The following is a 21,697-nucleotide window of genomic DNA, read 5'->3' as shown; positions in this document are numbered from 1 at the left end:
GCGATGAGCGGCAGTGACGTCGGATCTAATGACGGTCCCGATTTCGCTGCCGGCCCTCTGCCCAGTCCGTGTATCGGTGTATGTTCGCTGGACGCGCAGTCGCGCTGCGTCGGCTGTTTGCGCAGCCTGGATGAAATTGCACGCTGGATGAGCATGAGCGACGCCGAACGCCAGGACTATCTGCACACGGTGCTCCCGGCACGCGCGCTGACGGCACGCCTGCCCGAATACGCGCAGTTGAGGCGGGCGCTGTACCCGCTGGATACCGCGCCGGCCGGGCCGGGTTGGAACCATGCCGAGCTGATCGACCTGACCGACGGCGACGCCTCTGCCGAAGCGGCGGTGTTGTGCGGGCTGGTGCCGCGGGAGCAGGGAACGACGGTGTTGCTGACCCGGCGCACGGACAGCCTGCGCCATCACGCTGGGCAGGTCAGCTTCCCTGGTGGACGGATGGAGACGTCCGATGCCGACGCCGCCGCTGCAGCGCTGCGCGAGAGTTGCGAAGAAATTGCGCTGGGCGCGCAGCAGGTGCATGCCATCGGATACCTGGATCCGTTTCTGACTGTCAGTGGATTTCGGGTGACGCCCGTGGTGGCGGTCATCGACCCGGGGTTCGTGGCGGTGCCGCAGCCGGATGAAGTGGCGGACGTCTTTGAAGTGCCACTGGCCTATCTGATGGACCCGAACAATCTACGCAGTGTGGAACTGGAATTCCGCGGGCGCCCGCGGCGCGTGCTCGAATACGATTGGCCTGTCCATCGCATCTGGGGCGCTACCGCCGCCATTCTTCTCAATCTTCGTCGTCGCCTGGAGCAGGTTGCATGAGTGTCGATCCGAACTGGACCACGCTGGTCGATGCCGCCACGCTGGCGGCCGCGTTGCAGCATCCGCAGCTGTGTCTGCTGGATGCGCGTGCCGCCCCACCGACCGCGCCAGACCCGCACGCAGCGCGCAAGGCGTACGCGCAGGGGCATCTGCCCGGCGCGCACTACGCCGATCTCGACCAAGACCTTGCAGAGCTGTCGCGGCCGGCGCAGGGGCGGCACCCGTTGCCGCACAGCGCGGCATTTGCCAAACGTCTGGGCGAATGGGGCATCGATCCGCACACCCAGGTCGTTATCTACGACGCGGCCGATGGCAGCATGGCGGCCGCGCGCGCGTGGTGGATGTTGCGACTGATGGGGCATCGCCGGGTGGCGGTGCTGGACGGCGGCTTGGCCGCGTGGCGTGCTGCCGGGTTTGTGGAAAGCACCGAGTCACCTGCAGTGCGTGATGGCGCCGCGTATCCCGGCAGTTTCGATGCCGCCGCGGTCGTGGATGCCGAGCAGATCGTGCAGCGACTGCAGCAGGCGCCGGGCTGGTTGCTGGATGCGCGGGCAGGCGAGCGTTTCCGTGGCGAAGTCGAGCCGATCGATCCGGTCGCCGGGCATGTTCCGGGTGCGGTGAATCGCCCGTTGGGGCTGAGCTTGCGTGATAGTCGCTTCAAACCAGCTGCCGAACTGCGCGCGGAGTTGTCCGCGTTGCTGGGTGCCTACCGGCCCGAGCAGGCGGTGGTGATGTGCGGGTCGGGTGTCACGGCCTGCCATCTGTTGCTGGCATTGGAAGTGGCCGGGTTATCAGGAGCGCGCGTCTACGCCGGTTCCTGGAGCGGTTGGCTGCAAGACGCCTCGCGGCCGGTCGCGACCGGCGCCTGATTGCAGGCACAATGGCGGCAGGAACGGTGACCTGTGGGGACGCAGGTTCGCTGCGCGGAGCGCAGTTTCTTGCAGTGCTGGGTGAGCCATGCGGTTGCAGTTACGGGTTGGCGCGCTGTGCGTCGCGGTGTGGACGCTGGCTGCCTGTTCAGCGGAGTCGTCCGCCGATGTCAGCGATCGGCCTGCTGCCGGTCATCGAAATGCGGCGCAGCACGATGTGCACGAGGTCGCGCTGGAACACGCGCGTGCGGAGCGGCTGAGGCAGCTGCGTGCGCCCGACGGGTGGTTGAGCTATACCGGTTCGGGGCGCGTGCGCGCCGGCCAGTACCGTGTGGGCAGCGACCCGCATAGCGATATCGTCCTGCCTGCCGGCCCTGCCCAGCTGGGGCAACTGACGTTGGATGCTGCAGGGCAGGTGCGCTTTCGCGCAGATGCCGCCGCGTCGGTGGCGCTCGATGGGCAGCGCGTCGATGAGGTGCGCCTGGAACCGGAGCGGGTAGGGCAGCGCGGCGACCGGCTGGACGTGGGTGGCCGGCAGTTCTATCTGGTGCAGACCGGCGCCTTGTACGGCTGGCGCTTCCGCGACCCGGCAGCGCCGGCGCTGACGCAGTTCGACGGGCTGGACTATTTCCCGACCGATCCGCAGTGGCGCATCCAGGCGCAGTGGCAACCCTATCCAACGCCGCGCACGACGACCTTACTGACGTCGATCGGCACGCCGCTCACCGTGGAGGTGCCGGGAGAAGCGGTGTTCTCGCGCGATGGTCACCAATACCGCTTGCGTCCGCTGCTGCAGGACGATGGTCAGGGCCTGTTCTTCCTGTTCGCCGACCGCACCAGCGGCAAGGAAAGTTATGGCGGCGCGCGTTATCTGTTCGCCACGTTGCCCCGCGATGGTCGGGTGGTCCTCGATTTCAATCTGGCCGAAAATCCGCCATGCGCACTGACGCCCCATGTGGTCTGCCCCATCGCGCCGCCTGACAACCGGTTGGACGTGGCAGTCAATGCCGGCGAGAAGACCTACCGTGCGACCGAACGTTGAGCGTGCTGCAACGGGTTGACGGTGTGCGAAGGAAGAGATGTTTTTCGATGGGTCATCAAAGCATCCGAGCGCTATCACGTGCGTGTTCTGCAGGCGACGCTGTCTTTCGACGGCACGATTGGCACGCATGTTGAACCGCTTCTCGCCGCTGTCGGCGCTATCTGGCGCCACCGGGGGCAAGACCGACGTAACGCGGTGACTCGCCCATCGGCGTCGCGGTAGACGTGCATGAGCCGGAGTGTTTGCAGGTGGCTGCCGATCCCGCGCCCGTCACGCCGGTGCGGTGGTTGGGCAGCGTCTCTTGTACCCGCTCCAGATGGACCGGCAAACACCTGTCGGATGCAGGCGTCGTCCGGTTTTCTGCAACTGCCTCCTAACGTGGCGTGTGCGACCAGCTCACCGCCGCTTCGATACGTGACCACGGAAACAACGGTCCGGGGTCGAGCTTGCGTTGAATCTTGCGCGACGGGTCGTCGCTGGCCGCTTCCTGGGTGGTATCCAGCGCCTGATGGCCGGCGATGCGCCGCACCGACGGCAACTGCTGCTGGAGCCATTGCAACAAGGTGATCAGCGCTGCGATCTGTGCTTCGGGATACGGGTCGGTCATCTCCTGATGCCGCGAATCCAGCCAGTGTGGATAACGGCCGCGGTTGACCAGTTCGATGCCCAGCGTATGCGGGTTATGCCCGCGCACATGATGCGCAACGCGCTCCAGGGCGACGTATTGCTGGATGCTGCCGTTGCGATCGAGGTAGTAATGCCCGCTGTTGCCGGTGCCGCTGTCATAAAGCACGCGTTCGCCGTATTCGCGCGCCATCGCCATGTCCGGCAATTCGGTGCAATGGATGACCACCATGTCGATCTGGGTGAGCGCACGCCTGGCCAACCGCGATTCGTAGGATAACGGCGCGTAGGTGATTGGCGGCGACGGCAAGACGGCATCGGACATGGAGCGGATGCTAGCATTGCCCGATGGCTTTGAATCCCGACAGCCCCCTGGGCAAATTGATGGCGACGCTGCCGCAGACCGGTCAGGTCACCTGGATCGGCGTGCGCCCGGCGCGTGACGTGGCGATGCTGGAGGTGGACGCGGCGCAGGTCACCACCGGTATTGGTCTTGTGGGAGACCGCTACAAGGGTGGCAGCGGCAAGCGCGGCGTGACCCTGATCCAGGCCGAGCATCTGCCGGTGATTGCAGCGTTGTCGGGACACGCCACCATCGCGCCGGCGACGCTGCGGCGCAACCTGGTGGTGTCCGGCATTCCGTTGGTCGCGTTGAAAGGGCGGCGATTCCGAATCGGTGAAATTGAACTGGAAGGCACCGACCCGTGCGACCCGTGTTCACGCATGGAAGATGCCCTGGGCGCAGGCGGCTACAACGCCATGCGCGGCCACGGTGGGCTGTGCGCACGCGTCCTGCGCGGCGGCGTGCTGCGCATCGGCGATACGGTGCAGGCGCTATGAGTCGCGGCCATTGCATCCTCTCGCACGGCTTCGAAAGCGGCCCGGACGCGTTGAAGGTCACCGCGCTGGCCAACGTGGCCGAGCAGTTGGGCTGGACCCACGAACGCCCGGATTACACCGACCTGGATGCACGCCGCGAGGTGAGTACGCTGGGCGACGTGCGAGGCCGGCTGCAGCGCCTGCTGGAAATCGCGCGGGCGGCGGCCGAGAAAGGGCCGGTGGTGCTGGTCGGTTCCAGCCTGGGCTCGTATATCGCCGGGATGGTGTCCTTGCAGGTGCCCACGCGCGGCCTGTTTTTGATGGTGCCGCCGACCAAGATGGGCCCGATGCCGGCGCTGGATGCCGCACCGGTGCCGATCTCGATCGTGCATGCCTGGCGCGACGAACTGATTCCGGCTGCCGACGTGATCGCCTGGGCGCAGGCCCGGCATGCGCGCCTGCTGCTGGTGGACGACGACCATCGCCTTGCCTCGCACGTCGACGCGTCGGCACGCGCGTTCGCAGAGTTGTTGCAGAGCCTGTGATGCGGACGGTTCCCAGCCATGGCTGCGCGTGGTGCCACCGATGAACGTGTTGATCCGCGAAGCCACCGAAGGCGACGCTGCCGCCATCGAACTTCTGACCATGGTGGCCTTCATGCGCGCCGAACACAGCCGGCATGACGAGCACCAGGTGATTGCAGGATTGCGTCAGGACGGCGCACTGGCATTGTCGTTGGTGGCCGATCACGACGGCTATGTGGTCGGGCATCTGGCCGTCTCGCCGGTGGCGCTGTCCGACGATTCGCCCGGCTGGTTCGCGCTTGGCCCGCTGGCCGTGGGGCCCGGCCACCAACGGCAAGGGCTGGGCACGCGGCTGGTGCAGGCAGCGCTCGCCACGTTGCGCGAGCGCGGCGCCGCGGGCTGCCTGGCGCTGGGCGAGCCGGCGTTTTTCCGGCGCCTGGGCTTTGCGGTCGAACCTGGCCTGGTGTTGCCCGAGGCGCCTGCATCGGAACTGCAAGCCCTGGCATTCGGCGACCGGCTGCTGCCGCTGGCCGATGTGTCCTACCACCCGGCGTTCGGGCTGGGTTGAGCGCGAGCTGCAGGCGCCCTGCCTGTTGCGCGGGTGTCGCGGCCAGTGCGGCGGGTTAGACTGGACGCACTTAACCTTCGGGGATTGGTCCGATGCGCCATTGATGCCGCCGTCGTGATGACGGCCTTACCCGCTGCTGGTCCGGTTGGATCGGCGCGTGTGCTGGCATGCAATGGAGACCCGTATGACCTGTCCGTCGCTGACGCTGGAAAGCGTTGCATATGTGCTGCCCGATGGCAGCCCGCTATTTTCCGATCTGAACATCCATATCGACCAACGCGCTACCGGTCTGGTCGGGCGCAATGGCGTGGGCAAGAGCGTACTTGCGCGTCTGCTGGCCGGTGAGCTGCTCCCCAGTGCCGGGCGGTGCGTGCGCAGTGGCAGCGTGCACTACCTGCCGCAACGGGTGAGCGTGGCGCCGGGGCAGCGCGTTGCCGACCTGGCCGGTGTCGCGCCGCTGCTGGATGCGTTGGACCGCATTGCCGCCGGCAGTGTTGCGCCCGCCGATTTTGAACGCGTTGGCGAGCGCTGGACGGCCCATGCGCAAGAACTGGAACGGCAAGGCCTGGGTGGACGCGGTCCGCATGCACCGGCGGCGCAACTGAGCGGCGGCGAAGCGATGCGCGTGGCGCTTGCCGGTGCGTTTGTGAGCCAGCCGGATGTTCTGATCCTGGACGAGCCCAGCAATCACCTGGACGGTCCGCAACGCCAGCGGCTGATGGATCGGTTGCTGGCGTGGCGCGGCGGCTTGCTGGTGATCAGCCACGACCGCGGCGTGCTCGAGGCGATGCAGCGCATCCTGGACTTGTCCGCGCACGGGCTGCGCAGCTACGGCGGCAATTACGGGTTCTATGCGCAGCAGCGCGCCAGCGAGCAGCAGGCCGCCAGCGATCTGCTGGCCCAGCGCAAACATGCACGCGCACGCGGCGAGCAGGTGTTGCGCGCGCAGCTGCAGCGTCAACAGCACCGCCAGGCACGCGGCGCGCGTGCTGCGGGGCAGGCCAATCAGGCCGCGATCCTGCTTGGCGGGCAGAAGCAGCGCAGCCAAGTCAGCGCAGGCCGACTGCAACAGCAACGTCAGGCCGAGCAGGCGCGGCTGAGCGAGGCGGTGGCGCAGGCTGCAGCGCAGGTGGAGGTCGATCCGGCGCTCGCTGTGTTGGCGCCGACCTTGCCCGCCAACACGCCGCGGCGCCTGGCGACGCTGCGGCAGGTGGAGGTGGCGGACGCGCGGCTGGGCGGGCGACGCGTGGACCTGCTGCTGCAGGGGCGGCCGCGGATTGGTCTGGTCGGCCCGAACGGCAGCGGCAAGTCCGCCTTGCTCCAGTTGCTGGCGGGGCGCCTGCAGCCAAGCGCAGGGCATTGCCAGGTGCACGTGCCGGTGGCGTATCTGGATCAGGACCTGGGGCTGCTGGACCCGGCGCGCTCGGCCGCTGCGCAACTGCAGGAGGCAAACCCGGGTGCGCCAGCCCACGTGCAGCGGCTGCGCCTGGCGCTGCTGGGGCTGGACCAGACGCGTGCCGACCTGCCCTGCAGCCAGCTCAGCGGCGGCCAGCGGCTCAAGGCGGCGCTGGCCTGCGCGCTGTACCGGGCGCAGCCGGCGCACCTGCTGTTGCTGGACGAGCCCACCAACCATCTGGATCTGGCCTCGGTGGAAGCGATCGAAGCGCTGCTGCGCGACCACCAGGGGGCGCTGATCGTCGCCTCGCATGATGCGGCCTTCCTGCAACGGTTGGGGCTGCACCAGCGCCTGGATGCCGCGCAGGCGCAGTGGCGGCTGGCGCCGTGGTGAACCGTGCAGCGTGCGACTCTGGCGCCGGGCTGGTAATGCCGGTCGCGATGGCCGACCATTTGCGGCCCGTCCACGGCGGCCGCGGCATTGCCCACCAGGGAGCCGGCCCGCCGTCCTGCTTTCACGCTCGCCGCCGCGGCCAGCGTCTTTATCGATACCTGCCTACGTGAAATTCTTCGCATCCTGCGCCAAGGGCCTGGAATACCTGCTTGCCGACGAGCTGCTTGCGCTCGGTGCCAGCAAGGCCACCGCCACTATTTCCGGTGTCAACGTCGAAGGCGAACTGCGCGATGCGCAGCGCGCCGTGTTGTGGTCGCGCCTGGCCAGCCGCGTGCTGTGGCCGCTGACCGAGTTCGATTGCCCGGACGAAGACGCGCTGTACGCCGGCGTGGCCGAACTGCCATGGGACGCGCATCTGTCGGTGGGGCATACGCTGTCGGTGGACGCGCATGTGTCCGGGACCGCCATCACCCACGCCCGCTACGCGGCGCAGCGCATCAAGGACGCGGTGGTCGACACCATGCGCCGGCAGGGCCTGGAGCGCCCGTCGGTGGACGTGGACAACCCGGACCTGCGCCTGAACCTGTCGCTGCGCAAGGGCCGCGCCACCATTTCGGTGGACCTGGGCGGCGGCCCGCTGCATCGACGCGGCTGGCGCATGGCGCAGAACGAGGCGCCGTTGAAGGAAAATCTGGCCGCAGCGGTACTGATGCGCGGCGGCTGGCCGCGCGCCTATGCCGATGGCGGCGGTCTGCTCGACCCGATGTGCGGCAGCGGCACGCTGCTGATCGAAGGCGCGCTGATGGCCGCCGACGTCGCGCCCGGTCTGCAGCGCTACGGCAGCGATGTGCCCAGCCGCTGGCGCGGTTTCGACCGCGACGGCTGGCAGCAACTGGTCGGTGAGGCGCGCGAACGCGATAGCGTCGGCCGCGCTGCGCTCAAGCAGGTGATCCACGGCAGCGATATGGACCCGCATGCCATCCGCGCTGCGAAAGAGAATGCGCACGTGGCCGGCGTGGCCGAGGCGATCTGGTTCGGCGTGCGCGAGGTCGGTGAGTTGCAGACCCCGCCGCAGGCCGCCGGCGTGGTGGTGTGCAACCCGCCCTACGACGAGCGTCTGGCCGCCGATGCCGCGCTGTATCGCCGCCTGGGCGATACCTTGCAGCGCGTCGTGCCGCAGTGGCGTGCCAGCCTGCTGTGCGGCAATGCCGAGCTTGCGTATGCCACCGGCCTGCGCGCGGGCAAGAAATACCAGCTGTTCAACGGCGCGATCGAATGCGCGTTGATCGTCTGCGAGCCGATCGCAGTGCCGCGGCGTACCCCGCTGGCGGCACCGACCGCGCTCAGCGAGGGCGCGCAGATGGTGGCCAACCGGCTGCGCAAGAATCTGCAGAAATTCAAGAAGTGGCGCGCGCGCGAAGGCATCGAATGTTTCCGCGCCTACGACGCCGACCTGCCGGAATATTCCGCCGCCATCGACGTGTACCAGCAGGCCGACGGCGACCGGCGCATCTTCCTGCACGTGCAGGAATACGCAGCGCCGGCGACGATTCCCGAGGCCGATGTGCGCCGTCGCCTCAACGAATTGCTGGCCGCCGCACGCGAGGTCTTCGAGGTGCCGGCCGAGCGCGTGGCGCTGAAGTCGCGCGAACGCGGCAAGGGCGGCAGCAAGTACGGCCGCTTCGAGCAACGCAACGAAATCGTCCACGTGCGCGAACACGGCGCGTTGCTGCGCGTGAACCTGTTCGATTATCTGGATACCGGGCTGTTCCTGGACCATCGCCCGCTGCGCGGCACCATGGCGCAGCAGTGCAGGGGGCGCCGTTTCCTCAACCTGTTCTGCTACACCGGTGTGGCCAGCGTGGAAGCGGCGGTGGCCGGTGCGGCGTCCACCACCAGCGTGGATCTGTCGGCGACGTACCTGCAGTGGTGCGCCGATAATCTTGCGTTGAACGGGCTGGCCGGCAGCAAGCACAAACTGGTGCAGGCCGATGCATTGGCCTGGCTGGAAGCCGAGCGTGCGCACTTCGATGTGATCTTCTGCGACCCACCGACCTTCTCCAACTCTGCGCGCGCGGAAGATTTCGATATCCAGCGCGAGCACGTGCGTCTGTTGCGCGCGGCCGTGGCACGGTTGGCGCCGGGGGGGGGGTTGTATTTCTCCAACAACTTCCGTCGCTTCAAGCTGGACGAGGACGGGGTGGCGGAGTTCGCGCAGTGCGAAGAAATCAGCCCACGCACCATCGACCCGGATTTCGAGCGGCATGCGCGGATTCATCGCGCCTGGCGGTTGACGACCTGAGTTCGGGCCGGTTGCGTCCGATGGCGCGCCGGCTTGGCTCGCGCAGGCGCCAGCAGACGCGGTTGCCAAGTTGCCATGCGTGCAGGCTCGGGAGCGGTGCTTGCGGCGACGCGACCGCTGTCGTGCAGGTGGGGACGGGTGGGACATGATCGCAACCGGCCCACAACAAGCCCAGCACGGGGCTGCGGTATGCTGATTCGCATGCTCTGGAGTCAACGATGACCGCACCACCTCGCATCGCTTTTCTTGCCAGCCCCGCCGAGCCGGCGGTGGCCGCGCGCGCGCGCCTGACGCAGCGCTATGGCGACCATGCGCTGGACAGCGCCGACATCGTCTGTGCGCTGGGCGGCGATGGGTTCATGCTGCAAACGCTGCACCGGCATGGCGCCTCCGACAAGCCGGTGTTCGGCATGAAGCTGGGCTCGGTCGGCTTTTTGATGAACCAGTACCGCGACAACGAGGACGACCTGCTCGAGCGCCTGCAGCGCGCCGAGCCGGCGTATCTGCGGCCGCTGGAAATGCAGGTACACACCGAATCCGGGGCCAGCGCCGGCTCGCTGGCCTATAACGAGGTCTCGCTGTTGCGGCAGACCCGGCAGGCCGCGCATCTCAGCATTGATCTCAATGGCCAGACCCGCATCGCCGAGCTGATCGGCGATGGCGTGATGGTGGCCACGCCTGCCGGCAGCACGGCGTACAACTATTCCGCGCACGGGCCGATCCTGCCGCTGGGCTCGCATACGCTGGCGCTGACGCCGATCGCACCGTATCGTCCGCGACGCTGGCGCGGCGCAATCCTCAAGGCAGATACCGAAGTACGCTTTCGCGTGCTCGACCCGTACAAGCGCCCGGTCAGCGTCACCGCCGACTCGCACGAAATTCGCGACGTGGTCGAAGTGACCATCCGCGAATCGGCGCAGCGCCAGGTCACGTTGTTGTTCGATCCCGAACACAATCTGGAAGAGCGCATCTTCAGCGAGCAGTTTGCGGTTTGAGGAGCGGGGATTTGGGATTCGAGATTCGGGATTGGCAACGGCAGCAGCGTGCCACGTCGTCTTTAGAATCGCGCGCACGCGCTACGATGCTGCGCGGATGGGCGATCAAATCCCGACCTCCAGTTCCTGCTTTAAACCAATCCCAAATCCCCAATCCCGGCCCCCCCAATGCCCGACAACTCCCCAAGGTTATTGACCGTCGCGGTGACCTCGCGCGCCCTGTTCGATCTCGAAGAAGGCCATGCCCTGTTCGAGGCCGACGGAGTGGAGGCGTATTCGGCGTTCCAGCGCGAGCATGAGGACGACATCCTGCAACCTGGCGTCGCGTTCCCGGTGGTGCGCAAGCTGCTGGCGCTCAATCACGATGTGCCCGAGGACGCGCCGCGGGTGGAAGTCATCCTGCTGTCACGCAATTCCGCCGATACCGGTCTGCGCATCTTCAACTCGATCCAGCATTACAACCTGGGCATCGTGCGTGCCACCTTCACCTCGGGCGAGCCGACCTGGCCCTACGTCAAGCCATTCGGGACCGATCTGTTCCTGTCGGCCAATCCGGAATCGGTGCGCCGCGCGCTGAGCCATGGCATCGCGGCGGCGACCATCATGCCGCGCGCACTGGGCGAACGCGCCGAGGCTGCCGCGGCAATCGTGGACAACGACGAAAGCCGGCTGTCGACGCAGCTGCGGATCGCCTTCGATGGCGATGCGGTGATCTTCGGCGACGAGAGCGAACGTATCTCGCGCGAGCAGGGCGTGGAAGCCTTCGGGCGTCACGAGCGCGAACGCGCGCGCGAGCCGTTGTCGGTGGGGCCGTTCCGTAACTTCCTGTCGGCGCTGCATACCTTGCAGGCGGCCTTTCCGCCCGGCCAGGCCTCGCCGATCCGCACGGCGCTGGTCACCGCGCGCTCGGCACCGGCGCATGAGCGGGTGATCCGCACGTTGCGCGAGTGGGGCGTGCGTCTGGACGAGGCGCTGTTCCTTGGCGGGCGTCACAAGGGCCCGTTCCTTCAGGCGTTTGGTGCGGATATCTTCTTCGACGACTCGCAGCACAACATCGACAGTGCTCGCCAGCATCAGCATGTGGCCGCCGGCCATGTGCCGCACGGTGTGGCCAACGAAGGGTAAGGCGAAGGCGGCTACGTCGCTCAGCCGGCATCATGACGCCGGTGACATCGCCAACTGGAGGTCCACCACCTTCCAGCGCAACCCCTGTGGTTCCAGCACCACCTTCAGTGGTGGCTCGCCGGGGGGGCGTTCGACGTCGATCACGAAGCGGTCCAGCGCCTCGAAGCGGTGTTCGGCGTTTTTCAGCGGTCGCGCTGGCTCGGTGGGGCCGAAGGGGTCGCCGCCCTGCAGTTCATTGCGGCCGCGCTTCCACAGCACATGCCCCTGCAACAGTGCACCGATGCCGATCGGCGTCACCAGCGTATCCACCGCTGCACCACCGAGTTGGTTCCCCAGGCCATACAGCAACGTGCCCCACGGACTGGCGGCGAGGTCTGGACCGGCTTGCCGTACCAGATAATCGTTGAGCTGGGCGCGCAGGCTGCTGCGCACACGCGGGAAGTCGACATAACGTTCCAGTGCAGCGCTGTCGCGTTGCTCGATGGCCTTGGACAGGCCATGCATGGTCATGTAAGGCCCGCCGAACCACCACGCAGTGACGGTCAGCAGGAAAGCGATGAGGACGCCGATGGCTTTTTTCATGCCGCCCAGACTGCCGCATTCGCGGCCGCGACAGGTGAAGATCAATGACTGGGGGAGCTGAGGCCATCGCCGACTGCAGCGCGTTGTAGTCCAAACCGATCGGCGCGACCAATAGCCTGGTGAGGCCCAGCGTCCGGCGCTGCTGGCCAAGCGGCAGATCCTGTGTCGTCAAAATTCCAGGTCCAAGGCCGCGCACAGGTAATCGACGAACGGCGCCAGGATCACCAGGTCCGCCTCGATGGTCTGGCGCAGTCGCGGCCCGGTCATGATGCTGTCGTCCAGGTGACGCAAGTAAGCCCAGTTGCGGTGCTTGAGATCGTCGATGAACTCGAAATCATTGGGGAAGCCGCGCGGTGCGCGCACCAGTTTTTCGCTGTCGTCCAGGCTGAATTTGCGCAGCAGTTTCGGGTTATGCGCGGCGGCCTTCCAGCTGCCGGGGTTGTCGAAAATGAACTGGCGCAGCTTGCGTTGCGTGTCCGGCTCCGGATGCCACAGGCCGGCGCCGACAAAACTTTCGCCGGGCTGCAGATGGAGATAGAACGATGGCGCCGGCACCTGGCGGCGGCGCTCATGGAACAGGCGCGCGCCTTGCCAGTTCTTGTACGGCGACTTGTCGTTGGAAAACCGCGCATCGCGATAGATGCGGAACAGCGAGCCGCCCTGGGTCTTGGGATCGGCGCGATAGTGTTCGCTCACCTGTGCCAGTGCCGGCTGCAGATCGGTGATCAGCTGCAGGAACGGCTGGCGCACGTGCGCCTCGTACTGATGCCGATGGTCGTTGAACCAGGTCTTGTCGTTGTGGCGGGCCAGGGCGCGCAGGAACTTGAAGCTGGCGTCGGAAAAGTAGGTGGTCATAACGTGCGTTGGAGGTCCGAACCCCAGGCGGCGAGCTGGTCGAGTAGGGCTTGCTTGGTAGCATCGTCGGGGTGAGCACCCCGTAAATCCGCGATCTGCGCGTGGTATTGCTCCAGGGTGACTTCGCCCAGGCCGCGGTCTTCGAGCAGGCGCTGGCGGCGATACACGTTCCAGCGCTCCTGTTCCTCGAACGAGAGTGTCTGCGGCCAGTTGCGCGCGCGGTAGCGAAACAGCAGCTCGATCAGGCGCGGATCGCGAAAGCGCGCTTCCAGCGCGCCCAGGTCGTCCGGCGCGCTGGCGCGGACCTGCGCAAGCAGGCGTTTGTCGCCTTCGGCCAGAAAGCCATCGTAGAGCGAGGCGTCGGCATCGTTGACCGCCGCGGCCGCGGCGCGCTCGCTGCCATAGACCTGGCGCACCTTCTCGGCAAGTTCAGGGCCCAGTGCGCGCAACCGTGCCGCCTTGGCCACCACCGCGTCGTGATCCACACCCAGGCGCTCAAAATCTGCAGCGCGCAGATGCTGCCAGGCCACCAGCGCGGGCGACTTGTTCAGATGCACTTCTTTTAGCGGAATACGCTGTTCGCCTTCCGGCAGGTCTGCGGCGCGGATATACAGGCGGTCTGCAATATCGTCGGGGCTGAGCCGCAACAGCACCTCCGGGTCGCCGTCCAGATCGAATACGATCACGCGGCTGTCGATGCGCGGGTGGCGCGTCAGCGGCAATACCGCCGCGGCGCACCGGCGCGAGGCGGGATAACGCTGCGAAATATGCAGCACCGGTTGCATCGCGATGACATCCAGCAAGGTGGCTGCAAAGCGCTTGTCGCGCAGGCGCAGCGCGTAGTCCCACAACCTTGGCTGGTGCTGCTGGAATTTGCGCGCCATGCCGATGGTGGCGTACACGTCCGACAAGGCTTCGTGCGCATCGCCTTCGCGCACATCGTTGGCATCGGCCAGGTGCTCCAGCTTGAACGAGGTGGCGCCATCCTCGCGCTGTGGCCAGACGATGCCGTCCGGGCGCAGCGCATGGACCAGTCGCAGCACATCCAGTAAATCCCAGCGCGAATTGCCGCCACGCCACTCGCGCTCGTATGGGTCGTAGAAATTGCGGAACAGGCCGCAGCGGATGAATTCGTCGTCGAAGCGGATCGAGTTGTAGCCCAGCGTGCAGGTCTGCGGTCGGCCCATCTGTTCGGCGATGCGTGAAAACGCCTCGGCCTCGGTGACGCCTTCGCGCAGCGCGTGCTGCGGGGTGATGCCGGTGACCATGGTGGCGTAGGGCGAGGGCAGCAGATCGTCGGCCGGCTGCACGAAAAAGCTGATGGGCTCTTCGATCATGCGCAGTTGCGCGTCGGTGCGCACTGCAGCGAACTGTGCGATGCGGGTGCGGCGTGGATCCTGGCCGAAGGTTTCCAGGTCGTAGAAGAGAAAGCTGTCAGGCATGCGGGTACGACATCCAGATGCGCGGCGCACGGCGTATGCGCTGCCGGTGCCGCCTAGTATCCCTCATTGCGGCAACGTCACGAGAAGGCGTCGCCCTGCCAGAGGCGAGCCACGTCCACGGGCGAAGCGCTCGCGTAGCGGGCCGGGTGCGGCTTTGTCAGGCGCTAATCACTACACTGGGGCGCTGCAGGTGCCTGGCAGCTGCAGGCCCCGCACCGAAGAGACATCCTTCCCCCACGCCAATCGCAAGCCGGTACGTCACCGTCGCCCGTGCAAGCATCAATGCCGTCCGCCGTGTCCTTCGCAGACGTCAGTGTGCGCCGTCCAGCGGCTCCAGGCGTGCGTGCACAACCGCTTCCAGGGCGGCCCAGTCGATGCGCGACAGATCGCTGTGCCCGCGCGTGGCCTGCACCAGGATCTCGCGCTGGATCTCGCTGCGCGCCAGCGCAATCGAATAGCGCGTGCGCAGGAACGTCACCATGGTGTAGTGCGGCACGAAGCGGGTGGGCCAGCGCGCCTGCAGCTGCTGTTCGAGCTCGCGCTGCAGCAGGAAGTCGGGGTCGTCAACGCGGTCGCGCATTTCCAGGTAGTTCTCCAGCGCCATCTGCTGGATCGCCGCCGCATCGTCGCGACGCGCAGCCTCGAAGGCGGCGAACGCGCTGGCCAGGTCGTCGTGCGCGTCCAGCTGATCTGCCAGTGCCACGCAATCTTCGAATGCGCAATTCATGCCCTGGCCATGGAACGGCACCATCGCATGGGCGGCGTCGCCGATCAGCAGTGCGCGGCCATCCAGATGCCAGCGATCCAGGGTCAGCGTGCCGAGCAGCCCCGGCGGATGCTCTTCCCAATGTTCCTTGAGTTGCGGAATCAGCGGTAATGCGTCCGGGAAATCGCGTGCGAACAAGGCGAATGCTTCATCGCCGGTACGCGTGGTGGCGAAGCTCGGCTCGCCGGCGTTGGGCAAGAACAGGGTGACGGTGAACGTCCCGCCATCGTTGGGCAGCGCGATACACATGTAGCGCCCGCGCGGCCAGATATGCAGTGCGTTGCCTTCGATCCGGAATCCGCCGCCGGGCTGCGGCGGAATTTCCAGTTCCTTGTACGAGTGATCGAGGAATTCGGTGCGTTCGCCCAGCGGCGACTTGCGCTGCATCGCCGCGCGCAACGCCGAGCCGGCGCCATCGCTGCCGATCAGGCTCTGAAAGTGGATCTCGTGCGGCTGGTCGTCGCGGTCGTCGATGAAGCGTGCATAGCCGGCGTCGAAATCCACCGTGTGCAGGCGGCGGTAGAAGTGCACGCGCGCGCCGGCCTGTTCGGCCAGATCGAGCAGGGCGACATTCAGCGCGGCGCGGTGGATCGACCAGATCACCTCGCTATCGTCGCGCCCGTAGCGTTGCAGCTGCGGTTGCCCGACCAACGGGTGCACCATGCGCCCACGCATCATCACCGCCTTGGCCATCACCGCATCTTCGGCGCCGGCCTGGCGCAGCGCATGCCGGCCGCGTTCGGCCAGCGCCAGATTGATCGAGCGGCCGGACTCGTAACCCTTGATGCGCGGGTCGCCACGCCGTTCGTACACGGTGACCTGCCAGCCGCGACGCGACAGCAGGATGGCCAGCAGACAACCGGCCAGACCGGCGCCGATCAGGGTCAGGGAACGCGGAGAAACTGGGCTCAATGCAATGTCCGGAAGCAGCCGGACGCAGCGCCGGCGAAAAGGGGAAGACAGCGACTGGCAACGACGGCGACCCTGACAGCAACGCCGGGCGGGCTGGGAGTGTACGTGGGCGCGCGGCGATTGCGCGTGCCGTACAGGTGCGCTGGTGGCACTGCAGTCAGACTGCCGCGCTCAAGCAGCCGCCCAGGCTTGCACCTGTTCCACGAAGGTATGCAGATCGCTGAAGCGGTTGTACAGCGGCACAGGCGCAATACGGATCACGTCCGGTTCGCGCCAGTCGCCTAGCACGCCGGCTGCGTGCAGGTGCTCGAACAACGCGCGGCCCTGTGCGCGTCCGCCGGCCACCCGCAGCGAGAGCTGGCAACCGCGCCGCGCTGGTTCTACCGGCGTGACGATCTGCAGCACTTGCGGCACCCGTGCGTGGATCAGCTGTTCCAGATGTCCGGTGAGCTGTTCGGACTTGGCGCGCAATGCAGCCATGCCGGACTGGTCGAACAACGCCAGCGAGGCGCGCAGCGGTGCCAGCGCCAGCACCGGTGGATTGCTCAGCTGCCAACCTTCGGCACCGGGCGAGGGCACGAACTGCGGGTCCATGCGGAAGCGGGTCTGCTGCTCATGTCCCCACCAGCCGGCCATGCGCGGCAGTTCCCTCGTTGCATGCCGCGCGTGCACGAAGCAACCGCCCACCGCGCCGGGGCCGGCGTTGAGATATTTGTAGTGGCACCACACCGCGAAATCCGCGCCGTCGTCGTGCAGGGTCAGCGGGAGATTGCCCACCGCATGCGCCAGATCGAAACCCACCGCCGCGCCCTGCGCGCGCGCCAGCCGCACGATTTCGGCCAGGTCGAAGGCCTGCCCGGTGCGGTACTGGATGCCCGGCCACAGCACCAGCGCCAGGCGCGGACCATGCTGCGCAATGGCCTCGGCGATGGCCGACATCGACACGGTGCCGTTGGGTTCGTCGGCTTCCACTTCGATCAGATGCGTGGCCGGGTCCAGCCCGTGCAGGCGCAGCTGCGATTCCACCGCATGGAGGTCGGATGGAAATGCGCCAGCTTCGATCAGGATCGCGCCGCGCTCGGCAGTGGGACGATAGAAGCTCGCCATCATCAGATGCAGATTGACGCTGAGGGTGTTCATCGCCACCACTTCGCCAGGTTGCGCACCGACCACGCGTGCCAGCGCGTCGCGCACCAACTGGTAGTACGTCAGCCATTGGGTCGGGCCGGTGAAGTGGCCTTCCACCGCCAGCGCGCCCCACTGGTCGAGCACTTCGTCCACCATCGCGCGGGCCGCGCGCGGCTGCAGGCCGAGCGAATTGCCGACGAAATAGGTCTGATCGCCATCGCCGTGTTGCGGGAACACGAACGCATCGCGCAGGTTGCGCAGCGGGTCGGCGGCATCCAGTGCAGCAGCATGGGCGCGGGACAGCGGGTCGGTCATCGTCGGGCTCGCAACACGGATCAGGGCGGCAGTTTACCTGCCGTCATCGTGCATGCCGTCATGCCCGGCCGGCGCGCCGGCCGAGGCCGGTCGGGCAGCGCGCAGCAGGTGGGTGAGCGTGCCGATGCTGTCTGTAACGCGGTCGATGGTGTCGGCCAGCGCGGCGGTGGCTGGGGAACTGTCGGGCAATGCGGCCAACGCATCGGAAAGCTGGCGCTCGGCGTTGCGCAAGGTAGCCGCGGCAGGGGTGCCGCCAGTGCGCAGGCCGTCGATCACCGCGGACAGCGCCTCATCGGCCTGCTGCGCAAAGCTGGGCAACGCGTCCAGCGTGGGTAGCGGATGGCCATCGCGCAGCACCGCTTCCAGCAACAGGCTGGCGCGGATCAGCCGGTTGCCATTGGCCAGCAGCGATTCGGCCAGCTTGAGCTCCTGCAGGTTGCGGTGGCTGCGCGGTTCGCCACGCAAACGCTCGATCGAGGCCTGGGCATTGGTGCGTGCAACACGCGCGGCGGCACGCGTATCGCTCAGGCCCTCCATCTGGCCGAGCAGCAAATGGCGCAGATGGTCGCGATATGCGCTGAGCAATTGCGCCAGCGAGGCGCGAATCTGCCGGCGTTCGCGGGTGGGCCACAGTGCATAGGCGACCAGCGCCAGCGCGCTGCCGGCCACGGTCGCCTGCAGACGCGCGCCGACCGCTTCGCCCGGTGCCACGCCTTCGAAGGACAGCAGCAGCACCAGCATGCCGGTCAAAAACGCCACGCCGATGCCGTAGTTCACCTGCGTCAGCAATCGAAACCCAAGGCAAAACAGCGCCAGCAGGGCCATACGGATGCTGGCGCCGTCCATCGCCAGATGCGCAAGCAAGGTGGCCAGCAACAGGCCGACGAAGGTGCCGGCCACGCGCAACGCGCCAAAGCTGAAGGTGCCGCCGAAATCCGGTTTGAGCACGATGGCGGTGGTCATCGGAATCCAGAATCCGTGCGGGATTTGCTGCCAGCGCTGGAAGGCGATGGCCAGCGCCAGGCACACGCCGCAACGCAACGCGTGCCGGAAGGCGACCGACGACAGGTCAAGATTTGCGCGCAACGTGGCCCAGGTCGCGGCCGGGCGCAGCGCCGACGGCAGCCGCGCTTCGGCCAGTTGCGCCTGGATTTCGCCACGGCTGCTGGCCCAGTGCGCGTTGCGGATCAGCGCGCGTAGCTGGCCGCCCAGGCCCTGTGCGCGCGCGACGGCGACGCGCACCAGGCGGCGTTCGCGCGTATTGGCGTTGTCGTGCTGAAACTGTGCCAATGCCCCGACCAGATCGTCGAAACCGGTCATCGATGCACTGGCTGCCTGCGGGTCTTCGCCCATGGTCATCGCGTGCGCGAGCTGTTCCAGCACGATGGCACTGCGTTCGTGCACGCGTTCGATCGCCGGGCGCGCCTGCGAGTCGGTCAGGCGCGTCTCGGCATCGGCCAACGACAGCAGCTCCAGCCGCACGCGATCGCACAGTTCGGCGATGATGCGAAAGCTCTGCACCGCGATCGCGCGCGAGCGATGCTCGCCGTGCAGCATCACCATCGCGTCGAGTACTTCCTGCGTCGCAGGCGGCGCCGCACTGGCATCCGGGCGCTGCCGCGCGCTGCCGGCCAGCTGACGCATCAGGTCTGCCAATGCAAAGCGTTCCGGGCGATAACGCTGCAGCGGCCACGCCGCCAACGCCAGCACCACCTGCAGCAGGCCGCCAGCGAAGATCAGCGCCGCCACACCGGGTGCCTGCTGCACCGGCAGCCGCATGTCTGCGCTGACGACCAGCAGGATCATGCTGGTCAGGCCCACCCGCGCGGCCACCGGACCGAGCGCCACCAGCAAGCCGCCGCCCAGGCCGAGCAACAGGCCGGCCAGCACCAGCGCCGGCGTATGGTGGCCGACCCAGATGCCGAGCAAGGCAGCCAGGCCGGCCGCCAGGGCTGCCATCAACATGCGTTGCAGACGCGCACGATACGGCCCGGGCTGGTCGGAGAACATGGTATTGAGCGCGCCGCTGCACACCGCCAAACCGGCGGCAACCTGCCCGGTCGCCACGCCGACCGCCAGCGGCAGGACGACTGCAGCGGTGTTGCGCAGCGCGACGCGCAAGGGCACGTCGCGCGGTTTGAGGTCGATCAGTGCGCGCAGCATGGTGCCGGTTTCAGAGCATGCGAGCGCCACACCTGCTGTGCGCGATCGCATGCCATTAGGCTGTCAATCCTCGACGGTGGCATAGCGCTCAGGCGCAGGATGCAGATGCCCGCACTGCGAACAGGTGCGCAGCGCGAGCGAGCGGTAGAAGCGATCGAACACCGGCGGGAAGTCGGTTTCGATGTTTTTCAGCGGAAACATCGCTTCATACAACTTGTGATTGCACTGCGGGCAATACCATTGCAGGCCGTCCTGCTCGGTGGACAGGCGCTCGCGCTCGATCACCAGGCCGATCGAGCCGGCCGCGCGTTGCGGCGAATGCGGCACCTTGGGTGGCAGCAGAAAGACTTCGCCGGCACGGATCGGGATGTCGCGCGCCACGCCCTCGTCCTGCACCTTCAACACCATTTCGCCCTCGAGCTGGAAGAACCACTCCGGGCCTTCGTCGTAGTGATAGTCGGTGCGCGCGTTCGGCCCGCCGACAACCATGATGATGAAGCCATCCTGCTGGATGCACTTGTTGCCCACCGGCGGTTTGAGCAGGTGGCGGTGTTCCTCGATCCAGGCGTGCAGGTTGATTGGCGGGATCAGCATCGACGTTTCTCGGCAAAGAAGATATCCGGCTCAGCCGGCCGCCGATGTCCGATGGACGCTGCGGCCGGCCACGTGTGCGTACGGCTCAGCGCTCGGTGTGATCTGCCCGGATCTGCGCCAGCGCTGCGTCATAGCGTTCCTGCAGCAGCTCGGGGCGGTCGATCGACATGCCCAGGTCGTGCGCGCGGCCATCGCGCAGGCTGTATACCCAGCCATGCACGCTCAATTGCTGGCCACGCTCCCAGGCGTCATGCACGATGGTGGTGCGGCACACGTTGACCACTTGTTCGAGCACGTTGAGCTCGCACAGGCGCGCGTGCTGCACCGACAGTTCGCCCGCGTTGTGCAGGCAGGCTTCGTGCTTGTCGGCCACGTCGGTGACGTGGCGGATCCAGTTGTCGACCAGCCCCATGCGCTTCTGGGTCAGGCTGGCGAACACGCCGCCGCAGCCGTAATGGCCGACCACCAGCACATGCTTGACCTTGAGCACGTCCACCGCGAACTGGATCACCGACAGGCAATTCAGGTCGGTATGCACCACCACGTTGGCGATATTCCGGTGCACGAACACTTCGCCCGGCGCCATGTCGATGATCTGGTTGGCCGGCACGCGCGAATCGGAGCAGCCGATCCACAGATATTCCGGCGTCTGTTGGGTCGAGAGTTTGGAAAAGAATTCCGGATCCTCGCGGCGGATACGCTCGGACCAGGCGCGGTTGTTTTCAAGCAGGTGGTTAAGCTCGTTCATGCGCGCAGTATTCCAGAAAATGTGGTCGTGGCGGCTTCGACGAGCGCCCAGGATGAATCAGCTTTCAGGCTTCCCGGTCTCGGCGAACGACCGATGTCCGGCCAGCGCACCCCTGGGGAAACTGGCGCCACCGATCAACTCAACAGGTGGCGCCGATGGCCGACTTCAACGCGTTCTTTCCGACCTTGCTCAAACACGAAGGCGGTTTCGTCAACGATCCCGTCGATCCGGGCGGAGCCACCAACAAGGGCATCACCCTGCTGACCTTCAAGGCCTGCGCGCAGGACCTGCTGGGCATCGAGCCAAGTCTGGCGAACCTGCGTGCGTTGACCGACGCCCAGGCCGGGGTCATCTACAAGGCGCAGTACTGGGACCGGCTGCGCGCCGATCAGATCGCGCTGCAGCCATTAGCCAACATCGTGTTCGACTTCTACGTCAACGCCGGCAACAACGCCATCAAACTGCTGCAGACCGTACTCAACAGCCAGACCGGCGGCAAGTTGGTCGCGGACGGCCGCATGGGGCCCGCCACCTTCGCGGCGCTTGCATCCAGCAACCAGCAGGACCTGTATGCACGCTACAAGGCAGGTCGCAAAGACTATTACCACAGGCTCGTCGCCGCGCGACCGCCGCTTGGCAAGTTTCTGAAGGGCTGGCTGGCGCGCGTGGATTCCTTTCCCGACCCGGTCTGAGCCGGTAACGGCCCAGCG

General features: G+C 66.8%; 21 protein-coding genes and 1 pseudogene. 12 read left to right on the top strand and 10 right to left on the bottom strand.

Features of this window, described 5'->3' with window-relative positions:
* Positions 1–3 precede the first annotated feature (3 nt).
* The 3 genes from J7367_RS03970 to J7367_RS03960 all read left to right on the top strand — a co-directional run bounded on the left by J7367_RS03970 (position 4) and on the right by J7367_RS03960 (position 2,736).
* Complete coding sequence (locus J7367_RS03970) at positions 4–825, top strand: CoA pyrophosphatase (protein WP_057660236.1); 822 nt, start codon at positions 4–6, stop codon at positions 823–825.
* Positions 822–1,694 (top strand): sulfurtransferase, encoded by an 873-nt coding sequence (locus tag J7367_RS03965; RefSeq protein WP_057660233.1) that lies wholly within the window; start codon positions 822–824, stop codon positions 1,692–1,694. Before J7367_RS03970 ends, J7367_RS03965 begins: the two co-directional genes overlap by 4 nt.
* 88 nt (positions 1,695–1,782) lie before the next feature.
* Positions 1,783–2,736, top strand: coding sequence for a DUF1684 domain-containing protein (locus J7367_RS03960; RefSeq protein WP_057660231.1), 954 nt, complete (start codon positions 1,783–1,785; stop codon positions 2,734–2,736).
* A gap of 373 nt (positions 2,737–3,109) precedes the next feature.
* Here J7367_RS03960 and J7367_RS03955 read toward each other — a convergent pair whose 3' ends face one another.
* On the bottom strand, positions 3,110–3,685 hold the full coding sequence (locus J7367_RS03955) for an N-acetylmuramoyl-L-alanine amidase (protein ID WP_007966249.1): 576 nt from the start codon (positions 3,683–3,685) through the stop codon (positions 3,110–3,112).
* Between the two features lie 23 nt (positions 3,686–3,708).
* On the opposite strand from J7367_RS03955, the gene J7367_RS03950 reads away from it, so the two are divergent.
* The 8 genes from J7367_RS03950 to J7367_RS03915 all read left to right on the top strand — a co-directional run bounded on the left by J7367_RS03950 (position 3,709) and on the right by J7367_RS03915 (position 11,482).
* The gene (locus J7367_RS03950; protein WP_005913821.1) at positions 3,709–4,200 is read left to right on the top strand and encodes an MOSC domain-containing protein; all 492 of its coding nucleotides are present in this window, start codon (positions 3,709–3,711) and stop codon (positions 4,198–4,200) included.
* A complete protein-coding gene (locus J7367_RS03945) occupies positions 4,197–4,724 on the top strand; it encodes a YqiA/YcfP family alpha/beta fold hydrolase (RefSeq protein WP_005926220.1) in 528 nt (175 codons plus the stop codon). Before J7367_RS03950 ends, J7367_RS03945 begins: the two co-directional genes overlap by 4 nt.
* A 40-nt stretch (positions 4,725–4,764) precedes the next feature.
* Positions 4,765–5,271: an N-acetyltransferase gene (locus tag J7367_RS03940; RefSeq protein WP_057660229.1), complete on the top strand. Its 507-nt coding sequence runs from the start codon at positions 4,765–4,767 to the stop codon at positions 5,269–5,271.
* Between the two features lie 184 nt (positions 5,272–5,455).
* The gene (locus tag J7367_RS03935; protein ID WP_057660228.1) at positions 5,456–7,060 is read left to right on the top strand and encodes an ATP-binding cassette domain-containing protein; all 1,605 of its coding nucleotides are present in this window, start codon (positions 5,456–5,458) and stop codon (positions 7,058–7,060) included.
* A complete protein-coding gene (locus J7367_RS22505; RefSeq protein WP_078585969.1) occupies positions 7,039–7,230 on the top strand; it encodes a hypothetical protein in 192 nt (63 codons plus the stop codon). Before J7367_RS03935 ends, J7367_RS22505 begins: the two co-directional genes overlap by 22 nt.
* Positions 7,227–9,362 (top strand): bifunctional 23S rRNA (guanine(2069)-N(7))-methyltransferase RlmK/23S rRNA (guanine(2445)-N(2))-methyltransferase RlmL, encoded by a 2,136-nt coding sequence (gene rlmKL, locus J7367_RS03925; RefSeq protein ID WP_209028898.1) that lies wholly within the window; start codon positions 7,227–7,229, stop codon positions 9,360–9,362. Before J7367_RS22505 ends, rlmKL begins: the two co-directional genes overlap by 4 nt.
* Positions 9,363–9,580: 218 nt before the next feature.
* Complete coding sequence (locus tag J7367_RS03920) at positions 9,581–10,357, top strand: NAD kinase (protein ID WP_057660227.1); 777 nt, start codon at positions 9,581–9,583, stop codon at positions 10,355–10,357.
* Between the two features lie 168 nt (positions 10,358–10,525).
* On the top strand, positions 10,526–11,482 hold the full coding sequence (locus J7367_RS03915) for a 5'-nucleotidase (protein ID WP_007966260.1): 957 nt from the start codon (positions 10,526–10,528) through the stop codon (positions 11,480–11,482).
* A 30-nt stretch (positions 11,483–11,512) separates the two neighbouring features.
* Here J7367_RS03915 and J7367_RS03910 read toward each other — a convergent pair whose 3' ends face one another.
* From J7367_RS03910 to can, 9 genes and pseudogenes are all read right to left on the bottom strand, one after another.
* Positions 11,513–12,064 carry a DUF2939 domain-containing protein gene (locus J7367_RS03910; protein ID WP_057660319.1) on the bottom strand — a complete coding sequence of 184 codons (552 nt, stop codon included), beginning with the start codon at positions 12,062–12,064 and terminating at the stop codon, positions 11,513–11,515.
* Between the two features lie 91 nt (positions 12,065–12,155).
* Positions 12,156–12,260: pseudogene (locus J7367_RS22500) on the bottom strand (aldo/keto reductase); the annotation flags it as partial.
* Positions 12,233–12,919: a DUF2461 domain-containing protein gene (locus tag J7367_RS03900; RefSeq protein ID WP_057660226.1), complete on the bottom strand. Its 687-nt coding sequence runs from the start codon at positions 12,917–12,919 to the stop codon at positions 12,233–12,235. The gene J7367_RS03900 and the pseudogene J7367_RS22500, both read right to left, overlap by 28 nt.
* Complete coding sequence (gene sbcB, locus J7367_RS03895; RefSeq protein ID WP_057660223.1) at positions 12,916–14,361, bottom strand: exodeoxyribonuclease I; 1,446 nt, start codon at positions 14,359–14,361, stop codon at positions 12,916–12,918. The genes J7367_RS03900 and sbcB overlap by 4 nt, the downstream gene beginning before the upstream one ends.
* 310 nt (positions 14,362–14,671) lie before the next feature.
* On the bottom strand, positions 14,672–16,039 hold the full coding sequence (locus J7367_RS03890; protein WP_022559621.1) for an NAD(P)/FAD-dependent oxidoreductase: 1,368 nt from the start codon (positions 16,037–16,039) through the stop codon (positions 14,672–14,674).
* A 171-nt stretch (positions 16,040–16,210) separates the two neighbouring features.
* The gene (kynU, locus tag J7367_RS03885) at positions 16,211–17,482 is read right to left on the bottom strand and encodes a kynureninase (RefSeq protein ID WP_057660222.1); all 1,272 of its coding nucleotides are present in this window, start codon (positions 17,480–17,482) and stop codon (positions 16,211–16,213) included.
* A gap of 33 nt (positions 17,483–17,515) precedes the next feature.
* Positions 17,516–19,696: an FUSC family protein gene (locus J7367_RS03880; protein WP_139792722.1), complete on the bottom strand. Its 2,181-nt coding sequence runs from the start codon at positions 19,694–19,696 to the stop codon at positions 17,516–17,518.
* A 12-nt stretch (positions 19,697–19,708) separates the two neighbouring features.
* Positions 19,709–20,239, bottom strand: coding sequence for a 3-hydroxyanthranilate 3,4-dioxygenase (locus tag J7367_RS03875; RefSeq protein ID WP_007966273.1), 531 nt, complete (start codon positions 20,237–20,239; stop codon positions 19,709–19,711).
* A gap of 85 nt (positions 20,240–20,324) precedes the next feature.
* The gene (gene can / locus J7367_RS03870) at positions 20,325–20,987 is read right to left on the bottom strand and encodes a carbonate dehydratase (protein WP_007966275.1); all 663 of its coding nucleotides are present in this window, start codon (positions 20,985–20,987) and stop codon (positions 20,325–20,327) included.
* A gap of 155 nt (positions 20,988–21,142) precedes the next feature.
* Here can and J7367_RS03865 point away from each other — a divergent pair, with 155 nt between their 5' ends.
* Entirely contained in the window at positions 21,143–21,679 is a 537-nt protein-coding gene (locus J7367_RS03865; protein WP_007966277.1) for an N-acetylmuramidase, read from the top strand.
* The last annotated feature ends 18 nt before the right edge of the window (positions 21,680–21,697 follow it).

It is taken from the genome of Xanthomonas sp. D-36-1, assembly GCF_017746155.1.
Taxonomy (GTDB): Bacteria; Pseudomonadota; Gammaproteobacteria; order Xanthomonadales; family Xanthomonadaceae; genus Xanthomonas; species Xanthomonas cissicola.
This window is presented reverse-complemented; position numbering and strand designations above follow the sequence as displayed.